This is a genomic window from Sulfoacidibacillus thermotolerans (assembly GCF_003144315.1).
GTDB classification, from domain to species: domain Bacteria; phylum Bacillota; class Bacilli; order Alicyclobacillales; family SLC66; genus Sulfoacidibacillus; species Sulfoacidibacillus thermotolerans.
In genome coordinates this window covers 71,052-86,043 of the sequence record NZ_MPDK01000008.1, presented here as the reverse complement: position 1 = coordinate 86,043, position 14,992 = coordinate 71,052, and the positions used below count along the sequence as shown (strand labels likewise).

The 14,992-nt window shown below is 46.5% G+C and carries 13 protein-coding genes; 10 read left to right on the top strand and 3 right to left on the bottom strand.

Going from position 1 to position 14,992, the window contains the following annotated elements:
- Nucleotides 1–25: 25 nt before the first annotated feature.
- Nucleotides 26–946: a LysR family transcriptional regulator gene (locus tag BM613_RS06630; protein ID WP_219930651.1), complete on the bottom strand. Its 921-nt coding sequence runs from the start codon at nucleotides 944–946 to the stop codon at nucleotides 26–28.
- Nucleotides 947–1,003: 57 nt separating this feature from the next.
- Between BM613_RS06630 and BM613_RS06625 the strand changes: the two genes are divergently transcribed.
- The 9 genes from BM613_RS06625 (at nucleotide 1,004) to cbbX (ending at nucleotide 10,935) form a co-directional block, all read left to right on the top strand.
- Nucleotides 1,004–1,939, top strand: coding sequence for a phosphoribulokinase (locus BM613_RS06625; RefSeq protein WP_109430382.1), 936 nt, complete (start codon nucleotides 1,004–1,006; stop codon nucleotides 1,937–1,939).
- Nucleotides 1,940–2,069: 130 nt separating this feature from the next.
- The gene (gap, locus tag BM613_RS06620) at nucleotides 2,070–3,122 is read left to right on the top strand and encodes a type I glyceraldehyde-3-phosphate dehydrogenase (protein WP_109430381.1); all 1,053 of its coding nucleotides are present in this window, start codon (nucleotides 2,070–2,072) and stop codon (nucleotides 3,120–3,122) included.
- Nucleotides 3,123–3,156: 34 nt separating this feature from the next.
- Entirely contained in the window at nucleotides 3,157–4,125 is a 969-nt protein-coding gene (gene glpX, locus BM613_RS06615) for a class II fructose-bisphosphatase (RefSeq protein WP_109430380.1), read from the top strand.
- 13 nt (nucleotides 4,126–4,138) lie between these two features.
- Nucleotides 4,139–4,810, top strand: coding sequence for a ribulose-phosphate 3-epimerase (gene rpe / locus BM613_RS06610; RefSeq protein ID WP_245926290.1), 672 nt, complete (start codon nucleotides 4,139–4,141; stop codon nucleotides 4,808–4,810).
- A 44-nt stretch (nucleotides 4,811–4,854) separates the two neighbouring features.
- The gene (locus BM613_RS06605; RefSeq protein ID WP_109430378.1) at nucleotides 4,855–5,850 is read left to right on the top strand and encodes an NAD(P)/FAD-dependent oxidoreductase; all 996 of its coding nucleotides are present in this window, start codon (nucleotides 4,855–4,857) and stop codon (nucleotides 5,848–5,850) included.
- A gap of 23 nt (nucleotides 5,851–5,873) precedes the next feature.
- A complete protein-coding gene (gene tkt, locus BM613_RS06600; RefSeq protein WP_109430424.1) occupies nucleotides 5,874–7,907 on the top strand; it encodes a transketolase in 2,034 nt (677 codons plus the stop codon).
- A gap of 119 nt (nucleotides 7,908–8,026) precedes the next feature.
- Nucleotides 8,027–9,472, top strand: a complete 1,446-nt coding sequence (locus BM613_RS06595; protein ID WP_109430377.1) for a form I ribulose bisphosphate carboxylase large subunit — start codon at nucleotides 8,027–8,029, stop codon at nucleotides 9,470–9,472.
- A gap of 30 nt (nucleotides 9,473–9,502) precedes the next feature.
- Nucleotides 9,503–9,931, top strand: a complete 429-nt coding sequence (locus BM613_RS06590; protein WP_109430376.1) for a ribulose bisphosphate carboxylase small subunit — start codon at nucleotides 9,503–9,505, stop codon at nucleotides 9,929–9,931.
- A gap of 86 nt (nucleotides 9,932–10,017) precedes the next feature.
- On the top strand, nucleotides 10,018–10,935 hold the full coding sequence (gene cbbX, locus BM613_RS06585; protein ID WP_109430375.1) for a CbbX protein: 918 nt from the start codon (nucleotides 10,018–10,020) through the stop codon (nucleotides 10,933–10,935).
- A gap of 122 nt (nucleotides 10,936–11,057) precedes the next feature.
- Here cbbX and BM613_RS06580 read toward each other — a convergent pair whose 3' ends face one another.
- Both BM613_RS06580 and BM613_RS06575 read right to left on the bottom strand, forming a co-directional pair.
- Nucleotides 11,058–12,032 (bottom strand): aldo/keto reductase, encoded by a 975-nt coding sequence (locus tag BM613_RS06580; RefSeq protein ID WP_245926288.1) that lies wholly within the window; start codon nucleotides 12,030–12,032, stop codon nucleotides 11,058–11,060.
- A gap of 93 nt (nucleotides 12,033–12,125) precedes the next feature.
- Nucleotides 12,126–13,340 (bottom strand): PucR family transcriptional regulator, encoded by a 1,215-nt coding sequence (locus BM613_RS06575; RefSeq protein WP_109430374.1) that lies wholly within the window; start codon nucleotides 13,338–13,340, stop codon nucleotides 12,126–12,128.
- A gap of 356 nt (nucleotides 13,341–13,696) precedes the next feature.
- On the opposite strand from BM613_RS06575, the gene BM613_RS06570 reads away from it, so the two are divergent.
- A complete protein-coding gene (locus BM613_RS06570; RefSeq protein WP_219930650.1) occupies nucleotides 13,697–14,989 on the top strand; it encodes an aspartate aminotransferase family protein in 1,293 nt (430 codons plus the stop codon).
- The last annotated feature ends 3 nt before the right edge of the window (nucleotides 14,990–14,992 follow it).

Genomic DNA, 14,992 nt, shown 5'->3' with positions numbered 1-14,992 from the left:
TCCTAATACCCTGAAATCCCTCGTGTTAGAATTTATACTCATGATTCAGCAGGGCATTGCGAAAACTTTCGACAATGGGCGAAAGCGTTTTTTGTGTGGAATAGACCACATACCACTTGCGTTTGATGGGAAAATGTTCTACCGGCAAAACAACCAGCCTTTTTGTTTCTAGTTCGAGCAAAATGGTCGTCTGTGACACCACGGAAATTCCCAGGCCGGCAGCCACAGCTTGTTTGATCGCGGAATTGTTGCCAAGTTCCATTGCAATGTTTAACGTAATTCCATAATTGAGTAGATGTCGTTCTAGAGTCATGCGTGTTCCTGATCCTGGCTCGCGAATCAAGAACGGTTCCTCTGCGAGTTCCGCGAGTGTGATGTGATCTCGAATTGCAAACGGATGATCTGGAGCAGCGATGACGACTAAGTCGTTGTCTGCAAAGGCATCCGCTGTTAACCCTGGGGTATTCTCTGGATAACCCATAAAAGCGAGATCTGTCTCATTCCAGAGGAGTCGCTGCAAAACGGTTCTTCTATTGGCCACCTCGAGTTTAATTTTTACTAGAGGATGTGTATGGTGAAACTGACCGAGCAGGGTTGGGACGAGGTGAACACCCGCAGCTGTATCAGCAGCTACTTTCAGACTGCCCCGGCGTAATTCGCGGATATCGTCCATTACTTGTTGTGTTTCTGACAACAAGGAAAAGATTTTATCTGCATATTCCATTAAATAACTTCCTGCTTCTGTGAGGTTAACGTTTTTTCCCACCTGAACAAAGAGTTCAACGCCGAGATGCTCCTCTAATTGTCGAATGTGCTGAGAGACTGCAGATTGACTCAGATAAAGCTCTTCAGCTGCACGGGAAAAGCTGAGATGACGCACGACTGCCTGGAAGATTCGCAACTGTCTGAGATTTAATTGTTTCAAAATATTCACCCGTTTTTGCAAAATCGAGATTTGAACAAATGCTTACTGAAATTATAGCATGCGAAAGGGGAGAATAGGATGATGCAGCGAAAAGGAGTGACTTTGATTGGGATTGCTGGCGATAGTGGCGCCGGAAAATCTACTTATGTAGAGCATTTAAAACAGCTTCTTGGTGAAGAAAATGTGTCTGTCATGTCAACCGATGATTACCATTCGTTAGACCGTGTAGAGCGCAATAAAATTGGGGTAACAGCACTTGATCCCTGGAAAGCAAATAATTTGGGACTATTAATCGATCATCTCTGGCAGTTGAAACAAAAGCGGCCGATTTTGAAACCTGTCTACGACCATTCGACAGGGACATTTGCGGAATCGGAGCTTCTAGAACCTCGTACGGTGATTCTTGTTGAGGGTCTACATCTCTTGTATCTTGAGAAGCTACGGGAAGTTTTCGATCTAAAAATTTATTTTGATACCGATATTTCACTGCGCATTAAATGGAAAGTGCGTCGTGATGCGGAGGCTCGCGGATATACAGAAGAACAAGTACTCGAAGAAATCGAACGGCGGAGACCCGATGTGGAAAAGTTCATTGAGCCGCAAAAAGCTTGGGCGGACATGGTGATCCACTATTTACCTGACTTGAAAAAAGAGCCAACAGAAGCCAACCCAGAACCGATTCGCGTGCGCGTAGCAGAACGGATGCGCGGAAATAAGCGGCGCCTCGTCAAGTGGCTTGTACTTGCTTCGCGTCTTGGCCTTATCGCTGCTGATCATTATCATGATCAAATTGCTGGCGAAGAGATGGAAATTGCTTGTATTGAAGGAAACACAGAACTATCGGCTATGCACTCGTTGCTTGATATGGTCAGCAATAATCGGTACGTGGATGATCAGTTGGATAAAATGCACTATGATCCAATTAGTGTATCCCAGTTATTGGTTGCCAACATGATTTATGAATTGGCACATGGCACCAATATGGAGGCGCAGCGATTTGCAGAAAGTCGCTAGATGAGGAAACTCAACAACTGTTTTGCGGAAAATTGAAAGAGTTTGACGGTACAGATCATTTGGTTATTGAAGTCTGAATTTTCTACCAAAAGTGAACGTTGTTTGAACCTTTTGTGAAGGAGTCGAATTTATGGCGGTTAAAATCGGAATTTCCGGAATGGGCCGCATTGGCAGATTAGCGTTGCGGGCAGCCATGAGAGATCCAGGTGTGGAACTCGTTGCAGTCAATTCGACTACAGATCCGTTGACGCTTGCCCATCTCTTGCGCTATGACTCGGCACATGGCCGTCTTGAAACACAGATTCAAGCGGAACACGATGCACTGTGGATTCATGGCAAGCGCATCGTTGTTCTCAATCATCGTGATCCAAAGCAACTGCCTTGGGGAGAGCTTGGCGTCGACGTTGTGCTGGAGGCGACAGGAGCGTTTACAACGAGTAAGGATGCGTCACAACACCTTACAGGCGGGGCTAAAAAAGTAGTGATTAGTACAGCCGGGAAAGACAAAATGTTGACAATTGTATACGGGGTAAACCATACCTTGTTTGACCCAACGGTTCACGACGTGGTTTCGGGTGCCTCCTGTACGACGAATTGTCTAACGCCAATTGTCGATGTATTGCATAAAGAATTTGGTATTCGTGAAGGAGCAATGACGACGATTCATTCCTACACGAGTGATCAGCGTCTTTTAGATAACCCGCATAAGGACTTGCGACGTGCCCGATCGGCTGCTCAATCACTGATTCCTACTGCGACTGGAGCTGCCAGAGCTGTTGCAGAAGTATTTCCTGAGCTAAAGGGACGCTTAAATGGATACGCTGTTCGCGTGCCGACGCCAGATGTTTCGCTTGTCGATTTTGTTGTGACTCTTGACAAACGAGCTACTGCGGAAGAAATCAATCAAGCATTGCTTTACGCCAGTCAAACTCGTTTGAAAGGTGTTCTTGATATCTCGTTTGAGCCGCTTATTTCAATTGATTATCTAGGTAATTCACATTCGTCGATCGTTGACGGTCTGAGCACGATGGTGATCGAGAACAACTTGTACAAGATTATGGCTTGGTACGACAATGAGTGGGCGTATTCCCTGCGGATGATCGATATTATGCGCTACATTGGCGAACAAATGGATGCATCGCATATTCGTGGCGGAGATCTTGTTGCGGATGCCTCTACATGAAACATTAGATGAATGAGACTGAAAGGAGAGGCTGCTGATGCGCGGTCTGACCATGGAACTAGCACGTGTGACTGAGGCTGCTGCGATTGCTGCAGCACGATGGATTGGAAAAGGTGACAAACAAAGTGCTGACCAGGCCGCTACATCTGCTATGCGATCCATTTTTAACCACATAGACATCCGGGGAACGGTAGTCATTGGCGAAGGAGAATTAGATGAAGCCCCGATGTTGTATATTGGTGAAAAGCTGGGAACAGGCAACGGAACTGTAGTGGATGTGGCGGTTGATCCGCTTGAGGGGACCACGAATGTCGCCAAAGGTCTTGCCAATGCCATGGCAGTCCTAGCTGTTGCACCGCAGGGGGCACTTCTGCATGCACCAGACATGTATATGGATAAGATTGCTGTTGGTCCTAAAGCGCGTGGGCGTGTTCATTTGGCGGCTTCTATGAAAGAAAATTTGCAAGAAGTGGCAAAGGCGACCGGAAAGCGGATAGATGAAGTCGTTGTGGTTTTACTGGATCGCGAAAGACATTACTCAGCAATAGAGGAGATCCGCACGGCAGGAGCACGTGTACATCTTATTTCCGATGGAGATGTAGGCGCAGCGCTCAGTACTTGTTATGAAGAGACGGGGATCGATATGTTATATGGTCGGGGTGGTGCACCTGAAGGAGTTTTGTCGGCTGTCGCATTAAAATGTCTCGGCGGTGATTTTGTTAGTCGTTTAGCGCCCTTGTCAGATATGGAAGTCATGCGATGCCATAAAATGGGCATCGCAAACCCTTCGAAAGTCTTGCTGATGGACGATCTTGTTCGCAGTGACGATGCCATTTTTGCTGCGACAGGGATCACGAGGGGCGATTTGTTGCAAGGCGTTCGCTATGTTGGAGGCGATATCGTCACGACGCAAACGCTTGTCAGTCGAGCTTTGACTGGAACTGTGCGCAGAATTGAAGGTCGTCACTTCATGTCGCGTAAACCGAATCTGGTGATGGTATAGGAGGTTGTTCGCGGTGAAGCGAGTACAGATTGCTCCGTCCATTTTGTCTGCAGACTTTAGCAAATTAGGAGAAGAAATCAAAGATGTGGATTTTCACGGGGCTGACTGGATTCATGTAGATGTCATGGATGGTCATTTTGTCCCCAATATTACAATTGGCTCACTTGTTGTTCGAGCGATTCGCCCGCTTACGAAAGTGCCGCTCGATGTTCATTTGATGATTGCTGATCCAGAAAAGTATGTCCCAGAATTTATTGCTGCGGGGGCTGACATGATTTCCTTTCACGTAGAGGCGACGCCTCATGTGCAACGGATCCTACACATGATTAAAAGCGCCAATGTGCGCGCTGCTGTTGCACTCACACCAGCAACGCCACTGTCGACAGTAGAACACATTTTACCGGATGTAGACATGATCTTGCTAATGACGGTTAACCCGGGTTTTGGCGGTCAAGTGTTTATTCCGCAAATGGTCGAAAAGACTGCCGCATTGCGAGAGTTGCTCATACGCAAACACGCAGACCACATTGACATTGAGGTGGATGGGGGGATCGCGCCGGAAACAGTTGGAGCGATTGTTCACGCGGGAGCAAATCTGCTCGTTGCAGGGTCTTCCATCTTTGGTAAGAGAGATCGCAAAGCTGCAATGGAAGCGCTTCGTGTCGCGTGTCCAGTGGAGATTTAGGGGCTTGGCGAAGTTGCTTTAAATAGGGAAGGGAGATGGGATAGATGGAAAACGTATTTGACACGACGATCATCGGTGGGGGACCAGCGGGGTTATTTGCAGCGTTTTATGCAGGGATGCGCGACCTTTCTACGAACATGATCGACAGTTTACCACAGTTAGGAGGTCAATTGGCTGAATTATATCCAGAAAAATACATTTACGATATCGCAGGGCATCCAAAGATTAAGGCAGGTGATCTGGTACAAAATTTATTAGCTCAAATAGAACCATTTCATCCGACGGTGCACTTGAATGAAACCGTTCAGGATCTCATTCGTCTGGATGATGGAACATTTAAGATTATTACAGATAGAAAAGCGCACTTTTCGCGTACCATTATTGTTACTGCGGGTATTGGAGCATTTACACCACGGCGCTTGCCAGTCGCCGAAGAAGAGAAATTTTCTGGACGGGGGATTTATTATCAACTCACCAATGTAGATATGTGCAAAGGAAAAGATGTGATCGTCGTTGGTGGAGGCGATTCGGCGGTTGATTTTGCGCTGATGATCGAACCTGTAGCCAAGAGTGTAACGCTTGTTCATAGGCGCGATCAATTTAAAGCACATGAAGAGTCAGTCAAACAAATGCGTGACTCTACAGTGAATATAAAAACGTTTTTTGAATTGCAGCGTGTTCAAGGAGACGACGTTGTCACAGGTGTGATCTTAAAAGACAACCGTGATAAACACACAGAAGAACTCGCAGCAGATCTGATCTTTAGTGCACTTGGATTTACTGCTGCGCTTGGTTCGATTGTCAATTGGGGACTGGAGATCGAAAACAATCAAATTGTCGTGAATACACGTATGGAGACGAGTGTTCCAGGTGTGTATGCGGCAGGTGATATTGTGACTTATCCAGGCAAGTTAAAACTGATTACTTGTGGCTTTGGCGAGGCGCCAATTGCTGTGAATAATGCGAAAACATACATCCATCCAAACGCGAAGCTGTACCCAGGTCACAGTAGTGACCGCAAACAGCCCGAACCAAAGTGATTTCTTATCAAAAGTTGATCTTGATGAGTGGAGGGAGTCTTTTGCGATTTGACAGAATTGATTTACAGGCAATTACTACGATTCGCACGCTCTGTATTGACGCGATTGAAAAGGCGAACTCAGGGCATCCCGGGTTGCCGATGGGGGCAGCGCCGATGGCGTACGTGCTGTGGACGAAAATCATGCGAATTACGTCAGAGGAACCCTCTTGGGTAAATCGCGATCGCTTTGTTTTATCTGCAGGGCACGGTTCAATGCTTCTGTATAGTTTACTGCATTTGTCTGGCTATGATTTGACGCTTGAAGATTTAAAAAACTTTCGCCAGTTTAACAGTAAAACGCCAGGTCATCCCGAGTATGGTCACGTACCGGGAGTGGAAACGACAACTGGGCCGCTTGGTCAAGGGTTGGCGAATGCTGTGGGAATGGCGATGGCAGAGCGGTTTTTGGCAGCTCGTTACAATCGCAAAGATTTCGAAATCATTCACCACAATACTTATGCGATCGTGGGAGATGGAGACTTGATGGAGGGGGTCACGGCAGAAGCGGCTTCTTTGGCCGGACACTTGAAGTTGGGGAAATTAAATGTTTTGTACGATTCAAACGACATTTCCCTTGATGGAGAGACGAAGATGTCTTTTACGGAAGATGTATCTGCACGGTTTCGTGCATATGGTTGGCAAGTATTACGTGTAGAGGACGGCAATGATCTCGTGGCGATTGCAGAGGCTGTGGAGCAAGCGCGGGGCAACGAAGAACAACCTACCTTGATTGAAGTGCGTACACAGATAGGTTTTGGCAGTCCCAACAAGGTCGGAACATCGTCTGCACACGGTTCTCCACTTGGCAAAGAGGAAGTTGCTCTGACGAAAAAAGCGTATGGATGGGATGCAGAGCAGTTTCATGTTCCGCAACCTGTTCGGCAGCGTTTTTCCGATGTGCAAGCGCGTAATCGTCATGCATGGCAAGAATGGGAACAACAATTTATTCGGTATTCGGCTGCTTATCCAGAAATTGCATCAGAATTCAAACAAATGCTTGCTGGAGAGATTACACAGGAGTGGATGAGTGATCTCCCGTTTTATAAAGCTCCAGAAGAATACTCTACAAGACAGGCATCGGGAAATGCGATCCAATTGATCGCCAAACATATTCCCTATCTGATTGGCGGATCGGCCGACTTGGCTTCTTCTAATGAAACGACGATCAAAGGTGCCTCACCCTTTCAGGCCGGTCATTACGAGGGGCGAAATATTTGGTTTGGCGTGCGTGAACATGCCATGGGGGCCATTTTAAATGGCATGGCATTGCACAGTGGACTACGCGTGTTTGGAGGAACATTTTTAGTTTTCTCTGACTATTTGCGGCCTGCGATGCGCATGGCGGCACTGATGAAACTTCCGGTCGTCTATGTGTTGACACATGATAGTATCGGGGTAGGGGAAGATGGTCCTACGCATCAGCCAGTCGAGCATGTTGCATCCTTACGAGCTATGCCAAATATGGTGGTGATTCGACCAGCGGATGCAAATGAGACGAGTGCAGCGTGGCGTTATGCTCTCCTTGTAAAAGATGCACCCGTCTCGTTGATTTTGACTAGACAAAAACTATCGGTTCTTCCTGACACGCATACATTAGCTCGCAATGGGGTGATCCGCGGCGCTTATGTACTCGCAGATAGCCCGTTAGAACTTGGATTGCGTGTTGTTTTGCTAGCGACGGGATCGGAGGTTTCACTTGTTTACGAAGCACATTTGGCACTCGCTAAAGAGGGCATTGGAACGCGAGTAGTCAGTATGCCTTCCTGGGAATTGTTCGAGCAACAACCTGTGGCTTATCGTGAAAGTGTTCTACCGCCAGCTCTTAAGGCGAGGGTAGCAGTGGAGATGGGAGTTTCGATGGGATGGGAGCGTTATGTGGGTGATCACGGCGTTGTGATTGGATTGAATCGCTTTGGCGCTTCTGGGCCAGCCAGTCAACTTCTCCCGGAGTTCGGGTTCTCAGTGGAACACGTCATACAGACGGTTCGCGAGATTCTTAAGGCAACTATGTATTAGTTTTAACTAATACATTGCGACTCGAATTGTAATTTTACTTATACAATGGAGTTGCTATACTCAAATTAAGAAAAGTTGCATTTATTCTTGCGAATAAAAATAGCGAAGGAGTTGTCGAAATGTCTGGAATTTTAAGTCCAAATAAAGACCGGTGGTCGGCAGGGGTATCACCTTATGCAGAATTGGGCTATTGGCAACCTGATTATGTACCAAAGGATACAGATATCATTTGTGCGTTTCGCTTTATCCCACAAACAGGGGTTGAGCCCATCGAAGCGGCTGCAGCGATCGCCGGAGAGTCTTCAACAGCTACTTGGACGGTTGTATGGACGGATCGTTTGACATCTTATGAGAATTATCAAGCGAAAGCGTATTACGTTTACAACATTCCCGGTACAGAGCAATATATGACATACATTGCGTATGATATTGATCTTTTCGAAGAGGGATCGATCGCAAATCTAACCTCGTCGATCATTGGTAATGTGTTTGGATTTAAGGCACTGAAAAGTTTACGCCTCGAAGACATGCGGATTCCGCTTCATTATGTGAAAACATTTCAGGGGCCAGCGAATGGCATTGTGAATGAGCGCGAACATTTAAATAAATACGGGAGGCCACTTCTCGGCGCAACTACGAAACCAAAGCTCGGTCTCTCAGCACGCAACTACGGACGCGTAGTATATGAAGCCTTGCGTGGTGGTCTTGACTTTGTGAAGGACGACGAAAATATTAACTCTCAACCGTTCATGCGTTGGCGGGATCGTTTCTTATTCGTTATGGAGGCTGTGAATAAGGCAGTAGCGGCTACGGGAGAGATAAAAGGCCACTATCTGAACGTAACGGCAGCTACGATGGAAGATATGTACGAGCGAGCAGAGTTTGCAAAAGAATTAGGTAGTGTAGTAGTCATGATTGACTTGACGATTGGGTATACGGCGATTCAGTCAATGGCAAAGTGGGCACGTAAAAATAATGTGATCTTGCATTTACATCGCGCAGGTCACAGTACGTATACACGTCAAAAGACGCATGGTGTCTCCTTTCGCGTGATCGCTAAATGGATGCGTCTCGCAGGGGTGGATCACATTCATGCGGGAACTGTTGTTGGCAAACTGGAGGGCGATCCTCTGACTACAGCAGGATTTTATCAGACACTGCGAGGGATGAAGTATGATGCCGATCCACAGATTGGGCTTTACTTTGAGCAAGATTGGGGGGCCATGCCAGGGACGATGCCTGTGGCGTCCGGCGGCATTCACGCAGGTCAAATGCATCAATTATTGCACATGTTTGGTGATGATGTAATTCTTCAGTTTGGTGGGGGTACGATCGGTCATCCACAAGGGGTCGCGCAAGGGGCCACGGCGAATCGGGTTGCTGTAGAGGCGATGGTAAAAGCGCGCAATGAAGGTCGCGATTATCTAAATGAGGGGCCACAGATTCTTGAAAAGGCCGCGCGTTTTTCGCCAGCACTCAAAGCTGCGCTGGAAGTATGGAAAGATGTCACATTCAACTATGAATCTACAGATACACCAGATGCGATTCCAACGCCATCAATTTGATCAACAGATTGAGAAAGGGGTTTATGCAGAATGTCATTTCATCTGACACAAGGAACATTTTCTTATCTACCGCCACTGACGGATGAGGAGATTCGGTTACAGGTTGAGTACGCTTTGAATAACGATTGGCCTGTGAGTGTCGAATTTACCGATGATCCACATCCCCGTAATGTTTACTGGGAGATGTGGGGGATGCCGATGTTTGATCAAAAAGATCCTGCCTCCATTCTCTACGAAGTAAACGAATGTCGCAGGGCTTATCCGAACTACTATATTCGTGTAAATGCGTATGATCGCAGTTACGGGCGACAAACGACAGCTATCTCCTTCATTGTAAATCGCCCACATTATGATCCTGGATTTGGATTGATTCGGCAAGAGGTGGCTGATCGGCAAATTCGTTATACGATTCACTCTTATGCGGCGGATCAACCTCATGGCGAACGATTTCAAGAGTAACTGAGTTCGTATTTAGCGCTTTAAGCATTGCGCCCGTGTATAGGAAGCGGGCGCTTGCTATTCCATGTTGTGAGGTGACTTCTTTTATGACTCAAGTTGACACTGAGCAGCAGCCAAATGAATCAGTTTTGGCTGCAGAGGCAAAATTAGACCTTTCGTCTGTGATGGCGGAGACTTTCTATGAGGAAGTACTCGAACGGTTAGATCGTGAACTGATCGGACTTGTTCCAGTTAAGACACGCATTCGAGAAATCGCTTCGCTGTTGTTAATCGATCGCATGCGGCGCAGCGTTGGACTTAGTGCCATGCCTCCTTCTTTACACATGAGCTTTACGGGGAATCCGGGAACAGGAAAGACTACCGTTGCACTTCGAATGGCGGAAATTTTGCATCGGCTCGGATATGTACGAAAAGGTCATTTGGTTGCAGTGACACGTGATGATCTCGTCGGGCAATATATTGGTCATACGGCTCCAAAAACTAAAGAGGTGCTGAAACGAGCGATGGGTGGCGTACTGTTTATCGATGAAGCTTATTATCTTTATAAAGCGGAAAACGAACGGGATTACGGGCAAGAAACGCTGGAAATTCTCATGCAGGTAATGGAGAATAACCGTGATGATTTGGTTGTCATTTTAGCGGGTTATAAAGATCGAATGGATGAATTTTTCAAGATGAATCCAGGAATGAGTTCGAGAATTGCACATCATATTGATTTTCCTGATTACCATGTAGATGAACTCGTACAAATCGCTGATTTAATGTTGGATCAACAGCAGTATCAATTGACAGAGGAGGCTCGTGAACTTTTCCGCGAATATGTCGAACGGCGCATGCAAATGCCGCTATTTGCAAATGCGCGCAGTGTTCGCAATGCACTAGATCGAGCTCGTTTGCGCCAAGCTAATCGATTGGTGAAACGCGGGGGAGAGATCTCTGTTGCTGATTTAAAGCGAATTGAAACGGAGGATATTTTGGCAAGCCGTATCTTTCAGGAAAAATAGCGTGTTGCCTGTCGGGATCTTCTCAACGACTCTTGACGTTAGATTGCAACATCCAAGTTTTACAGGATGTTGCAATCTTTTTGTCTTTGTAAATGATGTACCGTCTGTACAAGTCTCATTGATTACGGGAGAGCTCTCCCGCGCGAAGCGATATAAAGGGTATACCATTCTTCACGTGTCAGAGTAAGGTGGGTTGCTTCGCCACAAGCGCGAATGCGCGCGGGATTTATTGTTCCGATTACGGGTTGGATCCCGGCTGGATGAGTCATCAGCCAAGAGAGAACAATTGCTTCAGGAGTGGTGTTTCTTTGCGACGCCATCTGATGTACGAGCGATGCGAGTGTGCGGATTGACTCACTTTGCTTTGTGACGTCGCGTCCTGTTAACAAACCTTGCGCGAGTGGACTCCAAGCTTGTAGTTGAATATTTTCAAGGCGACAGTATTCCAATGTTCCTTCAGGAAACACGTCATCTCGGGCTGCTTCTTGGTTGACGTGTACACCGGTCTCAAGCCATCCGATTTTCACGAGACTCATTTCTAGCTGGTTAACAAGGAGAGGTTCAGGAGAATACGCCTGAAGTAAGCGTATTTGTCCTGCACTCATATTAGACACCCCAAAATACTTCACTTTTCCGCTGGTTTTTAATTTCTCGATTGCTCTTGCCACTTCTTCGGGATCCATGAGGGGATCCGGCCGGTGTAAGAGGAGAAAATCGATGGAATCAACTTGCAATCGACGTAAGATCCCTTCGACACTATGTATGATGTGTGCTTCGGAAAAGTCGTATCGTGAGGGTGCTCCGGAATCGTCTGCGAAACGAATCCCGCATTTTGACTGAATGAAAATCTGCTCGCGAAGATCTTTGCGTTCCTTTAATACTTCGCCAAAAACTTGCTCTGCCTTTCCCATGCCGTAAATATCGGCGTGGTCAAACATGTTAATCCCGATGGATCGTGCAGTTTCTATGACTTCGTGCGCCTGTCTTCTATGTTCAGCGGTAATTGGATTTTTATTGAAACCACCACCAAGTCCCATGCAGCCGAGCACAAGTCTGCTCACAGGAATCTCGCGTTGATATAAGGGGAATGTTGGCAAAGTAGTAAACCCTCCAAGTTGTTTATGCTGGTCACTCTAGTATACGTTGAAAATGCGTTTTGGACGATCCCCTTGTAGGAAAACCTCCCGTCATTACATAAGATGGAATTTTCTTGTATAGATCGCGACATGTAAAGCGAGACGTTGGATTGGGTCGTTAAGATCAGTACCGAGCAGTTGTCGTATCTGTTCAAGCCGGTGATAGAGGGTTTGACGGTGAATATAGAGCAGATCTGCCGTCTGTTGTTTTGAACGGTCACAATCCAAGAATACTTGCAAAGTATTTAAGAGATCGGTCCCGTATTTACGATCATGGTTTTCGATGACCTCTAAATCAATCGTCGCCATTTGTAAAAGTGTGTGGTTATCTGTGAATAGCGAAATGTATCGATAGATACCGGCGCGTTCATAAAATAAGATGTTTTCTTTGCCCATCTTTTTTTGGATTGCTAGTGCTTCAACGGCTGTTAGGTAGCTCTTGGCAATGGAGTATGAATCTTGTGCGATGATTCCAGCACCAACAGCGAGTTGCTCCCCATAAAACAAATGTTGCGCAGCGAGTGTTTGAAGTTGTTGCCACGCATCTCGCACCATGCTTTCCCATACATGAAAATGGTTGCTGCGATCTAGTACGACGATGATGCGCTCTGCTTCGACGGCAACTACTACGTCGCGGAAGAATTTTTTAAAAGCAGATTTTGTAACTTTAAACCACTCCGCAGGCTTGATCGAACATGTTGTCGCAGAGTTTAGCAGGCAGTGACTAGGAAGCCCAATAGCGAGTACGCCAAAGACTAAAGGGTGTGTTACTGCTGTGAAAGAGCGCATGATGTCGGCGTTGTCTCCACTGATCAGTTGTTCGACCCAAACCCGTTCTTGTAGCATGGCTTGTTCTTGTTCAGATTGTGCGTATTTTACATGAATGATCCATTCATGCAGATCTTTAGTAATATCCACGAAACGGACTTCTGTATGAAAAACAATAAGTGGAAAATGATGTTGATCGGCCATCGCAGTCACGGCAGGGGGGATCTCCGGAATATATTCGCCAATTTCTACGCATAACCCAGAAGCGTTGGCTTCGATCAATTCACTTACATACTGGAGCAAAGCATCATTTTTCCGTCTAAAACCGCTTCCGGTCGTCAAAATGAGTTCTTCCCCGTAGATCATCTTACTAGGATGCTCGATATCTAAGATATGAACCCAGCGCACTTGGCGATTTATCCCTTTTACTCCGCTGATGAGTTGTGCTGTTTTAAAGACGGGGCGCTTCAAAATTTCCGCGACATAAGGCGCACGAGACAAAAGTGATGCCCCCTATCTAACCGAAAGATCTCATGATCAACGAATTAGTGAATAGTATGAAAATAAAGATTAGACTATGAGGAAAAAAGAGTGTTTCATTAACACTCTTTTAGCAACTGCCAGAGAATGACGTAATCTTTCATATGATTGAAGGAGATTTGATAAGAATTATATAGAAGATATTCGCTATGTCAATATATCTAACATAAAACAGCGAAACCGGCAAATTGAGATGTAACATGATAGGGTAATGTAATCATACATTTCGTACGATGTTTCAAAAAGTCTGTCGTGCTATTTTAGGAGTGTGAAAGAGGTCAAAGACAGCAAGGTGATACCCATGGAGGTGGTGACGATTGACCGATTCACTGATCGAACGTAAACGGCAATTTCTCGTGCCTAGTGTATCTACTTATTATCAGCAACCTTTGATCATGGATCATGGACGAGGATGCTATTTATATGATGTGGATGGGGTTGAATATTTAGATTTTTTTGGAGGTATCTTGACCGTTTCCGTGGGGCATGCCAATGCGACCGTGAATGCTGCAGTGTGTGATCAGCTAAGCAAAATGTCACATGTCTCAACGCTCTACGTGAATGAGCCAATGGTAGAACTCGCGGAACGTCTTGCAAAGCTGACACCTGGTGATTTGCAGATGAGCTTTTTTACTTCTAGTGGGACCGAGGCAAACGAGACAGCAATTGCCATGGCGCGCATTGCAACGGGTCATCATGAGATTGTTGCTTTACGGCATAGTTACAGCGGGCGTTCAGCACTTGCAATGTCACTTACAGGTCAGTCTAACTGGCGTATGGGACTGGCGGGGGTACCAGGGATCGTGCATGCGCGTAATCCGTATTACTTTCGCAGCCAAACCCACCTTTCAGAAGAAGAGTTTGCAAAGGAATGTGCGAAAGATCTAGAGGAGACGATTTTAACTGCTACATCAGGTCGCATTGCGGCTGTTATTGTCGAGCCTATTCAAGGCGTGGGGGGATTTATAACGCCGCCTGATCTCTATTTTGCGGAAATTGCGGAAATTGCCCATAAGTATGGGGGGTTGCTCATCGCAGATGAAGTCCAAACGGGTTTTGGGCGCACAGGAAAATGGTTTGGCATAGAGCATTCCGGAGTGAAACCGGACCTGATGACCTTTGCGAAAGGAATGGCCAATGGGATTCCAATTGGTGCGACGATCGCGACAAAAGAAGTTGGTGAAAAGTATACTGGTGCGACAATTTCCACATTCGGCGGCAATCCAGTCACCATGCGTGCGGCGTTAGCCACACTCGATGTCATTGAGAGCGAGAATCTTGTAGGGAATGCCTTAGTGCAAGGAAATCGTCTGCGAAATGGTCTAGAAGTGCTGCAGAAAAAATATCCAATCATCGGGGATGTGCGAGGGAAAGGACTCATGCAAGCGATGGAATTTGTTCGCGGCGAAAAAGAGCCGGCCGCAGATTTGGTCAATGAGTTCTTTGAATATACCAAAGAGGAACGTCTGCTTATTGGTAAGGGGGGGTTATATAGCAATGCAGTGCGCATTGCTCCACCGCTTATCGTGCAAGCAGAGCAAGTGGAAGATGCTTTAGAACGCTTGGACCGCGCACTTGCAAAAGTGTATGAGCGCCATCCAGAACTATGAAAG